Genomic DNA, 14,855 nt, shown 5'->3' on the forward strand with positions numbered 1-14,855 from the left:
GCTGTCGCCTCCCGCTAGTTCCGCTTCGGAAACGGCCCCCGGCATTCTCGCCGGGGGCCGTTTCCGTGTCCTCCTTGAACGACTTCCCTCGGGCCCCTTCTCTCGTAACCCACCCGAGTGACCCTCAGCTGGCGGCCACACTTACTTCGGCCTGCTTGCCCCCTATTCGCGCCTCTCTGAACTTCACCCATCCCAGCGACAGAAGTTATCCACATGTGGATCTTCGACGGCCTGTTTCACGATCGTCTGTCGGGGGGTGCCGGTAGGCTGGGACCTGGGACGCCCCCCGGAGAGGGTGGGGGCTGGGGCCGGACTGGCGTGCGCGCGCGAGGCCGTTGAGGTGGGGGTAACGGCGGGCGGTAGAGGTGCCTGGGCGCGGCGAGGGTGACGGCTCGGGGGCGGGGCAGAGTCAGGCTGTGGGAGACAGGGGCGGACGGGCCGGGGACAGGGTTGGGCTGGCGGGGAGCAGAGTCGGGCCGTCGACGCCGTGCAGATCGCCGGAGACCGCGTGGGGACGGAGTCGGGACCGGGGACGCAAGGTGGGCTGTCGGGGCCGGAGTTGGGCTACCGCGACCACAGGTCGGCTATCGGCGCCAAAGTCAGGCCGACCGGAAACAGTGCCGGGCGACCGGGGCCAGAGGGGCTGGCAGGGCCACGGTGGTCGGATCGGGAACAGAGTCGGGCGACCGAGGCCAAAGGTCGGGGCCAAAGGCGGGCGGACCGGGACTGGGGATGGCGATCGGGGCCAGGGTTGGGCGATCGGGCTTGAGGGGCGTTGGTGGCTAGAGGGCGTGCACGCCGACGGCAGGTGGGCTGCAGACCGTGAGTGGTGAGGTGAACGTCGAGAGGGGCTGGAGTGGGCTTCCCAAGACCCGGCTGCCAGGGACACAGCCGGGGGTCGGGTCCTGCTAGCGGGGCTCGGGCGAGCGGGACCAGGCGGTTTTGAGCCAGAGGGCGGCTAGGGTGACCATGGCTATCTCGCTGATGATCAAGCCGGGGCCTGGGCCTGGGGAGTTGAGGCCCGCGCTGGACTGGCGGGTCCAGATGGCCAGGAGACCGTCCACCGCGGCGAACCAGCCGCCGAGGGCGGCGATCCAGGTCAGGGTCCAGCGGCGGAGGGCGAGGGCCAGGGCTGAGGCGAGGATGCCGAACGCCAGGGCGGTGGCGGCGAAGAGGCGGGGGACGGCTCCTACCTTGCCGGTGGCGTCGCCCGCGGCCAGGAGGACCTGCCAGCCCGCAGCGGAGCCCATCCACGGCAGCACGTAGCCGACGATCAGCACGAACACCGCGATGGACAGCACGATCGCCCGGAAGCCGAGGTCCACCGCGGCCGAACGCTCGACGGAGTCGATCTCGGCCCGCAGCGCCGCGAGGTCCTGGTCGTCGGTGGTCATCCGCACCCTCCACTCACAGCAGGCCGGGCATGCCCCGAGACCGGCACACCCACCCCGCACCTCACGGCCGTCATCACGCTCCACCCACGTCCAGCCGTGGCCACCACGAGCCGGACACGCCAAGCAAGAAGCCCGACGCATCCAGCACCTGGGCCGGTGGTCATCCGCAGCCGCCGGTGGGTTGCAGCGGGGCCGGGGTGCCGAAGCCGGGCAGCCCCAGGGTGACGCCCGGGGTCTTGGGGCGCAGACCGGCTTCGTGGTTGTCGCCCGCGCGAGTGCGGCGGTGGGAGAGAAGAGGGCCGTCGGCGACCAAGTGGTGCGGGGCGGCGTAGGTGATCACGGTCTCGACCACGTCGCCCGGGCGGATCGGGGCGTCGCCGGGGGTGAAGTGGACCAGGCGGTTGTCGCGGGCGCGGCCGCTCATGCGGTGGGTGTCGGCGTCCTTGCGGCCCTCGCCGGTGGCGACCACGACCTCGACGGTGCGGCCGACCTGCTCCTTGTTCAGCTGCCAGGCGATGTCGTTCTGCAGCGCCACCAGCCGGTCGTAGCGCTCCTGGACGACCTGCTTGGGCAGCTGGTCGGGCATCGACGCGGCCGGGGTGCCGGGGCGCTTGGAGTACTGGAAGGTGAACGCGCTGGCGAAGCGGGACTGGGCGACGACGTCGAGGGTGGCCTGGAAGTCCGCCTCGGTCTCGCCGGGGAAGCCGACGATGATGTCGGTGGTGATCGCGGCGTCCGGCATCGCGGCGCGGACCTTGTCGATGATCGACAGGTAGCGCGCGGACCGGTACGAGCGGCGCATCTCGCGCAGCAGCCGGTCGGAGCCCGATTGCAGCGGCATGTGCAGCTGGTGGCAGACGACCGGGGTCTCGGCCATGGCGGCGATGACGTCGTCGGTGAAGTCCTTCGGGTGCGGGGAGGTGAACCGGACCCGCTCCAGGCCGTCGATCTCGCCGCAGGCGCGCAGCAGCTTGCCGAAGGCGTAGCGGTCGCCGAACTCCACGCCGTAGGAGTTGACGTTCTGCCCGAGCAGCGTCACCTCCAGGACACCCTCGGCGACCAGGGCGGACACCTCGGCGAGCACGTCGCCGGGGCGCCGGTCGCGTTCGCGGCCGCGCAGCGCGGGCACGATGCAGAAGGTGCAGGTGTTGTTGCAGCCCACCGAGATCGACACCCAGCCGGAGTGCGCGGAGTCGCGGCGGGCGGGCAGCGTGGAGGGGAAGACCTCCAGCGACTCCAGGATCTCGACCTCGGCCTGGCGGTTGTGCCTGGCCCGGTCGAGCAGGGTCGGCAGCGACCCGATGTTGTGCGTGCCGAACACCACGTCCACCCAGGGCGCGCGGCGGACGATCTCGCCGCGGTCCTTCTGCGCGAGACAGCCACCGACCGCGATCTGCATGTCAGGGTTAGCCGTCTTGGCCGGTGCTAGGTGGCCGAGGTTGCCGTAGAGCTTGTTGTCGGCGTTCTCCCGCACGGCACAGGTGTTGAACACGACGACGTCGGCCTGGGCGCCCTCGGGCGCGGCGACGTAGCCCGCGTCCTCGAGCAGGCCGGACAGCCGCTCGGAGTCGTGGACGTTCATCTGGCACCCGTAGGTGCGGACTTGGTAGGTTCGCGCGCTCATCTCGGTGTCCGAGGGTACGCCGCGCCGTCAGCGGCCCGAGCACCCCGGGCGACCCGCGCTGTCGTTTCCCGGCGAAGCGCACGTCACGCGGTTGACCCTCTGGCACGATCGTGCAATGGCACGCGGCGGTGGGGCACGCAGGACGACGGCGGTCCTCGCCGTGGTCGTGCTCACGCTGCTGGCCGGGTGCGAGACGCAGTTCCCCGCCGTGCGGCTGCGGGTCGCCGCGGGCAACAAGTCCGGGGTCTACAACACGATCTCGCAGTTCATGGCCGGGGTGTGGCAGGCGCGGCTGGGCACGCAGCGGCCGGAGGTGCTGGCCACCGGCGGGTCGCCGGACAACGTCAACAAGCTGCTCTCCGGCGAGGTCGACATCGCCTTCAGCGCCGCGGACGTGGCCTCGAAGCCGACGTCGGGCCCCCGGTCGCCCCGCGCGCTGGCCCGCATCCACGACGACTACCTGCACGTGGTGGTGCGCGACGACGGACCCATCCAGCAGCTGTCGGACCTGCGCGGGATGCGGGTGGCGACCGGCGCGAAGGACTCCGGGGTGGAGTTCATCGCCAAGCGGATCCTGGCGCTGACCGGCCTGGACTCCCCCGGGATGCTGACCCAGCAGTCGCTGGACCTGGCGTCGTCGGTGGAGGCGCTGCGGATGAACCGGATCGACGCGTTCTTCTGGTCCGGCGGGCTGCCCACCCAGGCCATCTCGGGGTTGGGCGACGCGATGGCGATCCGGCTGCTCGACCTGGCCGACGACATCCCGGCGCTGCGCAGGCAGTACCCGGTGTACGACTCGGCGTCGATCCCCGCCTCGACCTACCACCTGGCGGGCAGGCCGGTGAACACGCTGGCGGTGCCGAACTTCCTGCTCGTCACCGACCAGATGTCCGACGACCTCGCGGAAGGTCTGATCCGGGAGTTCTTCGCGGCCTTGCCCGAACTGGCCCAACAGACCCCGGCAGCGCTATCGATCGACCTCCAGTCGGCGATCGAGACGGACCCCATCAAGCTGCATCCGGGCGCCGAGAGGTTCTACCGCGGCGAGAAGATCTAGCGATGCACCGGTAGATCTACCGTGACGCGGAGACCGCCGCCTTCGGGTAGGTCCAACCGCAGATCTCCCGCTGCCCTAGCCACGATGCGGCTGACAATCGCGAGCCCCAGACCAGAACCGGGCACGTTCTGGTGTGCGCCACTACGCCAGAACCGGTCTGTGGCGCGCTCTAGTTCGTCCGCGCGCAAACCAGGTCCGTGGTCACGCACGCTGACCGCGACCACCCCCGCCGTTCCGTCTACCGCGACCGACACGCGCACCGAGCTACCCGAGCCGGTGAACTTCAACGCGTTGTCCAGCAGCGCGTCCAAGATCCCGTCGAGGCCGCGCGCGGGCACCATCGCCCGCGCGGGACCGGCGGACCCGGCGACGTCCAGGGTGATGTCGCGCGAGTCGGCCACCACGCGCCAGTCCGCGACCCGCTCGGCGACGACGGCGTCGACGTCCACCGGCACCAGGTCGCCGCCGGTGTTCTCGGCGCGCGCCATGGCCAGCAGTTCGTCGAGGATGCGGTTGAGCCGGTCGGCCTCGGCCGCGGCGGCGACCCGGTGGTCGTCGGCGTCGAGGTCGACGTGGCCCTCCAGGTTGACCAGGCGCAGCTTGAGCGCGGTCAACGGGTTGCGCAGCTGGTGCGAGGCGTCGGCGACGAACGCGCGCTGCGCGGCGAGGGCGTCACCGACGCTGGCGGCCATCTGGTCGAAGGAGCGCACCAGCTTGCGCAGTTCGGGCGGGCCGTGCTCGTCGGCGACCTTCTCCGCCTCGCGGCCGCTCACCACCGCGGCCACCAGCGACCCGGTCGCCTCGTCCAACCGCCGCACCGGCCGCAGGATCCACTGGATGACCGGCACCGCCAGCATCAGCGCCAGCCCGAACGACAGGATCCCGCCCGCCGCGATCAGCAGCCACCACCACAGCACCCTGGTGCGGCTGCTGTCGGTCGGCGACACGGTGATGACCGCGCCGCGCACCTCGCCGTCCACGAGCACCGGACCGGCCAACACCAGCGGCCGGTCGTTCCACGGCAGCAACAGCGCGCCCGACTCGGGACGACGCCCGGCCAACGCGCGTTGCACCTGCTGGCGCACGTCGTCGGAGGCGAGGTCCACCGGGTCGAGGCCACTCGAGGAACCGGAACTGACCTGGGGGCTGCTGTCCTGGTCGACGATGAGCACCGCGACGCCGTAGAGCTCGAAGTAGCGCCGCAACTCCTCGCTCATCGAGTCGGCGGTGTCGTCGGTCAGCGGCCGCTGGGCCATCGAGGCGAACCGGTTGGTGTCGGTGAGCCGGTCCAGGAACAGCTTCTGCTGCTCGGACCCCGCGACCGACAGCGCGAGCGGCACGCCGAGGCCGAAGACCAGCAGCGCGACGAGGAACCAGACCATGCCGAGCAACCGCGTCCGCATCGCGCCTCCCCCCGGGTACGTCTCAGGCGAGTCTGCCCGGTTGACCCGACAAGCGGTACCCGACCCCCCGAACGGTCTCGATGAGGGTGGGCCGACCGAGCTTGGTGCGCAGCGTCGCCACGTGCACGTCCAATGACCGGTTCTCCGCCGCGCCCGCCCTGCCCCACACCTCGGCCAGCACCTGCTCGCGCCCGCACACCGCGCCCTTGGCGTCGACGACGAGCGCGAACACCTGGAACTCCTTGCGCGACAACGAGATCGGCGCACCGTCCACAGTGACCTCGTGGCGGTCGAAGTCGACCCGCACGCCGTCGAGCTCGAACACCCCGCTCGGGCCGCCGCCGCGGTCGGTGCGGCGCCTGCGCACGGCGTGCACCCGCGCGACGAGTTCGTCGACGTCGTAGGGCTTGACCAGGTAGTCGTCCGCACCGGCGCGCAGACCGAGGATCCGGTCGTCGACCTCGCCGCGCGCCGAGACCACGATGACGGCCACGTCGCTGGCCGCGCGGATCTGTCGACACAGGACGATCCCGTCCACGTCGGGCAGGCCGAGGTCGAGCAGCACCACGTCGACCTCGCCGACCAGGTCGAGCACACCGGCACCCGACGCGAGCCTGCGCACGGCGAGGCCGCGGCGGACCAGGGCCGGGGTCAGGGCGTCGGCGACCCGGTCGTCGTCCTCCACGAGCAGCACGCGCACCGCGCACCTCCACGATCCCCAGGCGGTTGTGTGACAGAGTTGAGACCCTAAGTGTTGCTCAAGGCCCATGGGAGAGGTGGGCGAGCCGGAGTAGGTTTCCGCAGACACCCATCCCCAGACCCCTGACGCACACCCGGTACGCCAGCGCTCGGAGGACGCCATGACCGAACCGAACACCGCCCGGCCGATGGTCCGGATGGCCGCGGTGGACAAGTTCTTCGGTCCGCTGCACGTGCTCAAGGAGATCACCCTCGACGTGCCGCAGGGGCAGGTGGTCGTGGTGCTCGGCCCCTCCGGGTCCGGCAAGTCGACGCTGTGCCGGGCGATCAACCGGTTGGAGCCGATCGACTCCGGCCTGATCGAGGTGGACGGCCGCCCGCTGCCCGCGGAGGGCAAGGAGCTGGCCAGGCTGCGCGCCGAGGTCGGCATGGTGTTCCAGTCGTTCAACCTGTTCGCGCACAAGACGATCCTGGAGAACGTCACGCTGGCCCCGATCCGGGTGCGCAAGCAGCCCGCGGCCGAGGCGCGCACGACGGCGCTGGAACTGCTGGAGCGGGTCGGGATCACCAGCCAGGCCGACAAGTACCCGGCGCAGCTGTCCGGGGGGCAGCAGCAGCGCGCCGCGATCGCCAGGGCGCTGGCCATGCGCCCCAAGGTGATGCTGTTCGACGAGCCCACCTCGGCGCTGGACCCGGAGATGGTCCAGGAGGTGCTGGACGTGATGACCGGGCTGGCCGCCGAGGGGATGACGATGCTGGTGGTCACGCACGAGATGGGCTTCGCGCGCAAGGCCGCCCATCGGGTGATCTTCATGTCCGACGGCGAGGTCGTCGAGGACAGCACGCCGGAGGAGTTCTTCACCGCGCCGAAGTCCGGGCGGGCCAAGGACTTCCTTGGCAAGATCCTCACCCACTGACCTCCCCCCGGGGAAGGCAGCACACCCGGCTGGACCGCAGCCGACGACAACGAAGGAGCACACATGCGACTCCGGAGCCTCATGGTCGGCACCGTGACCGCCGCACTCGCCCTCTCGCTGACCGCGTGCGGGAAGTCAAGCGACTCCGGATCGGGCAACCCGTCGGTGGACGCCAAGGCCTCGTTCGAGGCGGGCACCACGATGGCCGCGCTCAACCAGGCGGGCAAGATCCGCATCGGCACCAAGTTCGACCAGCCGCTGTTCGGCCTCAAGGGCCTCGACGGCAAGCCGACCGGCTTCGACGTCGAGGTCGCCAAGCTCCTCGCCGCGAAGCTCGGCCTCTCCGCCGACAAGATCGAGTGGGTGGAGACCCCGTCGAAGGTCCGCGAGGAGGTCATCGAGCAGGGCAAGGTCGACCTGGTCGTGGCCACCTACACCATCAACGACAAGCGCAAGGAGCGGATCTCCTTCGCAGGCCCGTACTACGAGGCCGGTCAGGACCTGATGGTGAAGAAGGACAACGACAAGATCACCGACCAGAACTCGCTCAAGGACGCGGGCGCCAAGGTCTGCTCGGTCACCGGCTCCACCCCGGCCGAGACGATCAAGAAGTACATCGACGAGAAGAACCTGGTGCTCTTCGACGTGTACTCCAAGTGCGCCGACGCGCTGAAGAACAACCAGGTCGACGCCGTCACCACCGACAACGTGATCCTGCTCGGCCTGGTCGACAAGTCCGAGGGCGCCTACAAGCTGGTGGGCAAGCCGTTCACCAAGGAGCCCTACGGCATCGGCATCAAGAAGGGCGACACCAAGTTCTGCCAGTTCATCAACGACACCCTCAAGGCAGCCGCGGCCGACGGCAGCTACGAGAAGGCGTGGAAGGACACCGCGGGCAAGGTCGCGCCCAACACCCCGAAGCTGCCCGAGACCGCCACCTGCAGCTGATCTGCTGACCCGTCCTCCGGGGCGCCCGCCGACGGCGGGCGCCCCGGGGCCTTACCGGGCTCGGAGTCACCCGTGAACGTCATCATCGACAACTTCCCGCTCTACGTCAGCGGTTTCCTGCAGACGCTGCGGATCTGCGCGTTCGCCGCCATCGGCGCGCTGCTCATCGGCACGGTCATCGCCGGGTTCCGGGTGTCCCCGGTGCCGCCGCTGCGCTGGGTGGGCACCGCGTGGGTCACCGTGTTCCGCAACTGCCCGCTGACCGTGGTGCTGTTCTTCTGCGCGTTCGGCCTACCGGAGATCGGCGTCAACGGCGCGTACTTCTGGTTCGGGGTGACCGGCCTGGTCCTCTACACCTCGGCGTTCGTCTGCGAGGCGGTGCGCAGCGGCATCAACTCGGTGCCCGCGGGCCAGGCCGAGGCAGCGCGCGCGGTCGGGTTGACCTTCAGCCAGTCGCTGTCCTCGGTGGTGCTGCCGCAGGCGCTGCGCACCGTCGTGCCGCCACTGGGAAGCGTCATCATCGCGATGATCAAGAACTCGGCCATCGCTGGCGCGTTCGGCATCGGCGGCGACCTGTTCGCCGTCGGCGACACGCTGACCTCGGCCAGGGGCGAGGCCGCCCTGCCGGTGCTCATCGGCGTGGTGGTCGGCTACCTGGTCATCACCATCCCCAGCGGCCTCGGCCTGGCCTGGCTGGAGCGAAAGGTGGCGATCGCCCGATGACCACGTCCGTGCTCTACGACGCGCCGGGTCCCCGCACCCGCCGCCGCGTCCTGCTGGGCAGCGCCGTGGCGGGCGTCCTGCTGGCGGGCGTGCTGGCCCTGGTGGGCAACCGGCTCGCCGAGAAGGGCCAGTTCGACCAGGACAAGTGGGCCCCGCTGACCGACCCGTCGTCCGACGACTTCGTCGACGTGTGGAATCTGCTCGGCGACGCCCTGGTCAACACCCTGGTCGCCGCCGCCCTGGCGATGGCGTTCTCCCTGGTCATCGGCACCGGGCTGGCGGTGCTGCGGATCACCGCGGGCCGCTCGTGGCGCTGGCTGGTCGTCGGGGTGATCGAGCTGTTCCGGGGCATCCCGGTGGTCATCCTGATCTTCTTCGCCGCCCGGGTGCTGCCCGGCCTCGGCGTCGACCTGCCCAACCTGTGGTTCCTGGTCATCGGCCTGACCGCGTACAACTCGGTCATCATCGCCGAGATCGTCCGCGCCGGGGTGAACTCGCTGCCCAAGGGCCAGCGCGAGGCCGCCGAGTCGCTCGGCCTGCGCCGCGGCCAGGTCCTGTCGGTGATCCTGCTGCCCCAGGCGTTCCGGGCGATGCTGCCCGCGCTGATCAGCCAGCTGGTGGTGGTCCTCAAGGACACCTCGCTCGGCTTCATCATCAGCTACGAGGAGACCGTCCGCACCGCGGGCATCATCATCCAGAACCTGGGCAACCCCATCCAGGTCTACTTCGTCATCGCCGTCATCTTCATCGCCGTGAACTACGCCGTCAGCCGCCTGGCCATCTACGTCGAACGCCGCCTCAGCCAGGGCAAGAAGACCGCCACGGCCACCCTCTCCGCCACCGACCCCGCGGGCGCGGGCACCGGCGGCGGGGGCTGATCCGACAACGGCGCAGCGGCCGCGAGCGGGGTGGACTTCCCCGCTCGCGGCCGCTGTGTCATCGGGCCGGGAACCGCCGCGTCAGGACTTGCCGCGGCGGAAGATCTTGGAGCCCAGCCAGACGACGGGGTCGTACTTGCGGTCGGCGACGCGTTCCTTCATCGGGATGAGGGCGTTGTCGGTGATCGCGATGTGCTCGGGGCAGACCTCGGTGCAGCACTTGGTGATGTTGCACAGGCCGAGGCCGTGGTCCTCCTGCGCCGAGGGCACTCGGTCGGCGGTGTCGAGCGGGTGGAACTCCAGTTCCGCGGCGCGCATCAGGAAGCGGGGGCCGGAGAAGGCTTCCTTGTTGTCCTCGTGGTCGCGGACCACGTGGCAGGTGTTCTGGCACAGGAAGCACTCGATGCACTTGCGGAACTCCTGCGACCGCTGCACGTCGACCTGCTGCATGCGGTAGTCGCCGGGGGCGAGGTCGGCCGGTGGCGTGAACGAGGGGATCTCGCGGGCCTTCTGGTAGTTGAAGGACACGTCGGTGACCAGGTCGCGGATCACCGGGAAGGCACGCATCGGGGTGACCGTCACCGTCTCCTGCTCGGTGAAGGTCGACATCCGAGTCATGCACAGCAGCCGCGGCCTGCCGTTGATCTCCGCCGAGCACGAGCCGCACTTGCCCGCCTTGCAGTTCCAGCGCACCGCCAGGTCGGGCGCCTGGGTGGCCTGCAGCCGGTGGATGATGTCGAGGACGACCTCGCCCTCGTTCACCTCCACCAGGAAGTCCCGCAGCTCACCGGAATCGGCGTCGCCGCGCCACACCTTGAACTTCGCCTTGTAGGGCACCTCAGTCCTCTCGTCCCGGGTGGGAGCCCAGCTCACCGCCGGTGTAGTACTTCTCCAGCTCGGTGAGCTCGAAGAGCTCCAGCAGGTCGCCCCGCATCGGTTCCTGCTCCTTGCGGGTGATCGCCACGCTCGGGACGAGCGGGTCGTCGTTCTCCGCCGAGCAGACCAGCAGCGTGTTGCGCCACTGGGCGTCCATCATCGGGTAGTCGTCGCGGGTGTGGCCGCCCCTGCTCTCGGTGCGGGTGAGCGCCGCCTTGGCCACGCACTCGCTGACCAGCAGCATGTTGCGCAGGTCGATGGCCAGGTGCCAGCCGGGGTTGTACTGCCGGTGGCCCTCGACGGTGACCTTGCCGATCCTGGCCTTGATCTCGGCGAGCTTGGCCAGCGCCTGCTCGACCTCGTCGGACTTGCGGATGATGCCGACCAGGTCGTTCATCGACTGCTGCAGCTCGTTCTGCAGCGTGTACGGGTTCTCCTCGACGCCGTCGGCAGGCGGGTCGAACGGGGCCAGCGCGAACCGGGCCGCTTCGTCCACATCGGACTGGACGACGGCGGGCCGCTCGGTCAGCGACTCGACGTAGGTCGCGGCTCCCAGACCGGCGCGGCGGCCGAAGACCAGCAGGTCCGACAGCGAGTTGCCGCCGAGCCGGTTGGAGCCGTGCATGCCGCCGGAGCACTCGCCCGCGGCGAACAGGCCGGGCACGCTGGCCGCGGCGGTGTCCGGGTCGACCTCGACGCCACCCATCACGTAGTGGCAGGTCGGCCCGACCTCCATCGGCTCCGCGGTGATGTCGACGTCGGCCAGTTCCTTGAACTGGTGGTACATCGAGGGCAGCCTGCGCTTGATCTCCTCGGCGGGCAGCCTGCTGGCGATGTCGAGGAACACCCCGCCGTGCGGTGACCCGCGACCGGCCTTGACCTCGGAGTTGATCGCGCGGGCCACCTCGTCGCGGGGCAGCAGGTCCGGGGTGCGGCGGTTGTTCTCCTGGTCGGTGTACCAGCGGTCGGCTTCCTGCTCGCCGTCGGCGTACTGGCCCTTGAACACGTCCGGGATGTAGTTGAACATGAACCGCTTGCCGTCGGAGTCCTTGAGCACCCCGCCGTCGCCGCGCACGCCCTCGGTGACCAGGATGCCCTTCACGCTCGGCGGCCACACCATGCCGGTCGGGTGGAACTGGACGAACTCCATGTTGATGAGCGTCGCGCCCGCGCGCAGGGCCAACGCGTGCCCGTCGCCGGTGTACTCCCAGGAGTTCGACGTCACCTTGAACGACTTGCCGATACCGCCGGTCGCCAGCACTACCGCAGGGGTCTCGAACAAGATGAACCGGCCGGACTCACGCCAATACCCGAACGCACCGGCGATCTTATCGCCGTCCTTGAGCAGTTCGGTGATCGTGCACTCGGCGAAGACCTTGATCCGGGCCTCGTAGTCGCCGGTCTCCTGGAAGTCCTCTTGCTGCAACGACACGATCTTCTGCTGCATGGTGCGGATCAGCTCTAGCCCCGTGCGGTCACCGACGTGCGCCAGGCGCGGGTAGGTGTGACCGCCGAAGTTGCGCTGGCTGATGCGACCGTCCGCGGTCCGGTCGAACAGCGCGCCGTAGGTCTCCAGCTCCCAGACCCGGTCCGGCGCCTCCCTGGCGTGCAGCTCGGCCATCCGCCAGTTGTTCAGGAACTTCCCGCCGCGCATGGTGTCGCGGAAGTGCACCTGCCAGTTGTCGTTGGAGTTCGCGTTGCCCATCGACGCGGCGCAACCGCCCTCGGCCATCACCGTGTGCGCCTTGCCGAACAGCGACTTGCACACCACGGCCACGCGCAGCCCCCGCTGCCGCGCCTCGATCACCGCGCGCAGTCCCGCGCCACCGGCACCGATGACCACCACGTCGTAGGAGTGGCGCTCGACCTCGGTCATGTGTTCCTCTCGAGAAAAGTGCTTAGAAGATGCGCAGATCGGAGATGGCACCGCTGGCGACGAGCATCACGTAGAGGTCCGTCAGCACGAGGGTGCCCAGCGTCGTCCAAGCCAGCCGCATGTGGTGGACGTTGAGCTTGGAGACGAGGGTCCACGCGCGGTAGCGCACGGGGTGCTTGGAGAAGTGCTTGAGCCTGCCGCCCGCGATGTGCCTGCACGAGTGGCACGACAGCGTGTAGGCCCAGAGCAGGACCACGTTGGTGAGCAGGACCAGGTTCCCCACGCCGAGGCCGTGGGTGAGGGCCACGACGGCGTCGTATGTGTTGACCACCGAGACGAGCAGCGCCACGTAGAAGAAGTACCGGTGGGCGTTCTGCACGATCAGCGGCAGGCGCGTCTCCCCCGAGTACGACGCGTGCGGCTCGGCCACCGCGCAGGCAGGCGGCGACTGCCACACCGACCGGTAGTAGGCCTTGCGGTAGTAGTAGCAGGTCAGCCGGAAGCCGAGCAGGAACGGCAGTGCGACGAAGCCGAGCGGGATCCAGCCGGGCAGCTCCGGCAGCGGGGTGCCGAAGTGGCTGGATCCCGGCAGGCACGACTCACTCAGGCACGGCGAGTAGAACGGCGTGAGGTAGCCGTAGTCCTCGACCCAGTACCACTTGCCCATGAACGAGCGGACGGTCGCGTAGGCCACGAAGGCGAACAGGCCCAGGTTCGTGAGCAGGGGCGGGAGCCACCACCGGTCGGTCCGCAGGGTGCGCGCGGAGATACTCGCCCGGGTGGGGGCGCCAACACCTGACGTCATGGTGTCCTCGTCGTTGAGCGGTGGTGTGGTGGTCTAGCGCTGGTAGCCGCCGACTCCCTCGTCGTCGGCGCCGTGCCACAGCGCTGGGTCGTACGGGGTGTCGGGCACGACGACGACCTCGGCCGCCTCCGCCCGCCTCGGCACCGGGGTCGATGGCGCGGTGGTGAAGTCGGCGACGTCGATATCGATGCGCTCGAGGTCGTTGGCCAGCCTGCGCACGGCGGGCACGTCGCCATACCGAGCCCGCAGGGCACCGACGCACTGCCGCAGCTGGCCGATGGTCCGCTGCAGCTCACTGATCTCCGTACTCGACATGTCGCACCTCCGTACCTCGGTCTGGTCGCGGTCGGGGTCCATGCCGTCAGGGGGGACCCGTGATGACCGCTCGTCGCCGACTGTGCCTTGCAACGGCAGATGTGACAAGTACCACAGACGGCGGGTCGGTGGGTGATCGACCCTTCGCCAACGGTGGTCAACACCTGTGATCTCGGGCACACGATCATGCCGACCGTACACTGTTTCGGCAGGTGAAACCGTTATGCGACAAGGGAAAACCCGGCGAAGTGTCCGTTGTGACACTGCCCACTGTGGCCCACCCTCAAGGTCGTCCCGGGCGGTCGGGACCCGGCTTCTCGACGCCGGAGAAATCCCCGTCCGGCCGGGTGGATCATCACCGAGCGTGACGGGTCGGTTGCGGCTAGTCGAGCGGTTCGGCGGCGTCGAGCGCCGCGCGCACGACCCGGTAGGCCAGGCCCTCGCCGTAGCCGCGGCGGGCCAGCATGGCGACGAGGCGGCGGATCTTGGTCTGCTCGTCGAGGGCCCGCATGGTGCCGAGCTTCTTGGCCACCAGCTCCGCGGCCCGCTCCTGCTCGGCGTCGGTGTCCACGGCGGCGACCGCCTCGGCGACGATCTCGTCGTCGACCCCCTTGCGGCGCAGCTCGGTGGCCAGCGCGCGGCGGCCGAGGCCGCGGTGGGTGTGCCGGGACCGCACCCAGCTCTCGGCGAACGCGGCGTCGTTGATCAAACCGGCGGCATCGAACTTGTCGAGCACCGCCTCGGCGATGTCGTCCGGGATCTCCTTGCGCCGCAGCGCCTGGGCCAACTCGACCCTGGTCCGGTCCCGGGCGGTGAGCTGGCGGTAGCAGATGTCGCGGGCCTTGGCCGCCAGGTCGTCGCGGTCGGGCTTGTCAGCCTGCCGCTCGCCCCCCGCGCGCGCGACGGCGTCGACCTGGCGACGCAGCTCGGCGAGGTCGGGCGGGGCCTGCTGCTCGACGGGCCTGCCTGCTCCCACTGTCGCGGTCGAACTGTCCACAGTGGACTTCTCGGGGGACTTCCTGCGCCCGCCCGGTTTGCGGCGCGTGGGCGCGGCGGAGCCACCCGACCACCACCCCGGCCCACCGCGGGGTTCGGCCGGGCTGGAGTCGCCCTCGGCCCACCAGTCCCCCGGCTCGGCGCCGCGATCGGGCGTGATCCCCTCGGCGACCGAGGGGTCCGGCTGGGCGGGATCAGCGCGCGAGTCGCCCCACCACGCGTCGCCGGACTCGGCAGGCGGCCCCGGCTCGTCGGGCGGCGACCCAGCGGGCCGGGCCGACTCGACGGGCGGCGACTCGGTGAGCTCCGGCTCGACGAACGGCGACGACTCGACCCGCCGCGCC

The 14,855-nt window shown here is 70.1% G+C and carries 14 protein-coding genes; 5 read left to right on the forward strand and 9 right to left on the reverse strand.

Features of this window, described 5'->3' with window-relative positions:
- Nucleotides 1-908 precede the first annotated feature (908 nt).
- Together BMY07_RS06070 and miaB are read right to left on the reverse strand one after the other, a co-directional pair.
- A complete protein-coding gene (locus BMY07_RS06070; protein ID WP_092775488.1) occupies nt 909-1,394 on the reverse strand; it encodes an Rv2732c family membrane protein in 486 nt (161 codons plus the stop codon).
- 160 nt (nt 1,395-1,554) lie between these two features.
- Nucleotides 1,555-3,018, reverse strand: coding sequence for a tRNA (N6-isopentenyl adenosine(37)-C2)-methylthiotransferase MiaB (gene miaB, locus BMY07_RS06075; protein WP_092775489.1), 1,464 nt, complete (start codon nt 3,016-3,018; stop codon nt 1,555-1,557).
- 115 nt (nt 3,019-3,133) lie between these two features.
- Between miaB and BMY07_RS06080 the strand changes: the two genes are divergently transcribed.
- Nucleotides 3,134-4,075 carry a TAXI family TRAP transporter solute-binding subunit gene (locus BMY07_RS06080; protein ID WP_092775490.1) on the forward strand — a complete coding sequence of 314 codons (942 nt, stop codon included), beginning with the start codon at nt 3,134-3,136 and terminating at the stop codon, nt 4,073-4,075.
- Here BMY07_RS06080 and BMY07_RS06085 read toward each other — a convergent pair.
- Both BMY07_RS06085 and BMY07_RS06090 read right to left on the reverse strand, forming a co-directional pair.
- Nucleotides 4,072-5,478, reverse strand: coding sequence for a sensor histidine kinase (locus tag BMY07_RS06085; RefSeq protein WP_092775491.1), 1,407 nt, complete (start codon nt 5,476-5,478; stop codon nt 4,072-4,074). The two genes, BMY07_RS06080 and BMY07_RS06085, sit on opposite strands and share 4 nt — an antisense overlap.
- Nucleotides 5,479-5,500: 22 nt before the next feature.
- Entirely contained in the window at nt 5,501-6,178 is a 678-nt protein-coding gene (locus BMY07_RS06090) for a response regulator transcription factor (RefSeq protein ID WP_092775492.1), read from the reverse strand.
- 187 nt (nt 6,179-6,365) lie between these two features.
- On the opposite strand from BMY07_RS06090, the gene BMY07_RS06095 reads away from it, so the two are divergent.
- The 4 genes from BMY07_RS06095 to BMY07_RS06110 all read left to right on the forward strand — a co-directional run bounded on the left by BMY07_RS06095 (nt 6,366) and on the right by BMY07_RS06110 (nt 9,643).
- Entirely contained in the window at nt 6,366-7,094 is a 729-nt protein-coding gene (locus BMY07_RS06095; RefSeq protein WP_177215496.1) for an amino acid ABC transporter ATP-binding protein, read from the forward strand.
- A gap of 63 nt (nt 7,095-7,157) precedes the next feature.
- The gene (locus tag BMY07_RS06100) at nt 7,158-8,042 is read left to right on the forward strand and encodes a glutamate ABC transporter substrate-binding protein (RefSeq protein ID WP_092775494.1); all 885 of its coding nucleotides are present in this window, start codon (nt 7,158-7,160) and stop codon (nt 8,040-8,042) included.
- A gap of 72 nt (nt 8,043-8,114) precedes the next feature.
- A complete protein-coding gene (locus tag BMY07_RS06105; RefSeq protein ID WP_092775495.1) occupies nt 8,115-8,765 on the forward strand; it encodes an amino acid ABC transporter permease in 651 nt (216 codons plus the stop codon).
- The gene (locus BMY07_RS06110) at nt 8,762-9,643 is read left to right on the forward strand and encodes an amino acid ABC transporter permease (protein WP_092775496.1); all 882 of its coding nucleotides are present in this window, start codon (nt 8,762-8,764) and stop codon (nt 9,641-9,643) included. Before BMY07_RS06105 ends, BMY07_RS06110 begins: the two co-directional genes overlap by 4 nt.
- 81 nt (nt 9,644-9,724) lie before the next feature.
- Here BMY07_RS06110 and BMY07_RS06115 read toward each other — a convergent pair whose 3' ends face one another.
- From BMY07_RS06115 to BMY07_RS35210, 5 genes are all read right to left on the reverse strand, one after another.
- Nucleotides 9,725-10,480 (reverse strand): succinate dehydrogenase/fumarate reductase iron-sulfur subunit, encoded by a 756-nt coding sequence (locus BMY07_RS06115; protein WP_092775497.1) that lies wholly within the window; start codon nt 10,478-10,480, stop codon nt 9,725-9,727.
- Between the two features lies 1 nt (nt 10,481).
- The gene (locus BMY07_RS06120) at nt 10,482-12,395 is read right to left on the reverse strand and encodes a fumarate reductase/succinate dehydrogenase flavoprotein subunit (RefSeq protein WP_092775498.1); all 1,914 of its coding nucleotides are present in this window, start codon (nt 12,393-12,395) and stop codon (nt 10,482-10,484) included.
- 22 nt (nt 12,396-12,417) lie between these two features.
- Entirely contained in the window at nt 12,418-13,200 is a 783-nt protein-coding gene (locus tag BMY07_RS06125; protein ID WP_092775499.1) for a hypothetical protein, read from the reverse strand.
- Nucleotides 13,201-13,233: 33 nt separating this feature from the next.
- Nucleotides 13,234-13,515 carry a hypothetical protein gene (locus BMY07_RS06130; RefSeq protein WP_092776021.1) on the reverse strand — a complete coding sequence of 94 codons (282 nt, stop codon included), beginning with the start codon at nt 13,513-13,515 and terminating at the stop codon, nt 13,234-13,236.
- A gap of 382 nt (nt 13,516-13,897) precedes the next feature.
- Nucleotides 13,898-14,368 (reverse strand): regulatory protein RecX, encoded by a 471-nt coding sequence (locus tag BMY07_RS35210; protein WP_245782271.1) that lies wholly within the window; start codon nt 14,366-14,368, stop codon nt 13,898-13,900.
- Nucleotides 14,369-14,855 lie beyond the last annotated feature (487 nt).

Origin of the sequence: Actinokineospora terrae (genome assembly GCF_900111175.1) — a bacterium.
GTDB classification, from domain to species: Bacteria; Actinomycetota; Actinomycetes; order Mycobacteriales; family Pseudonocardiaceae; genus Actinokineospora; species Actinokineospora terrae.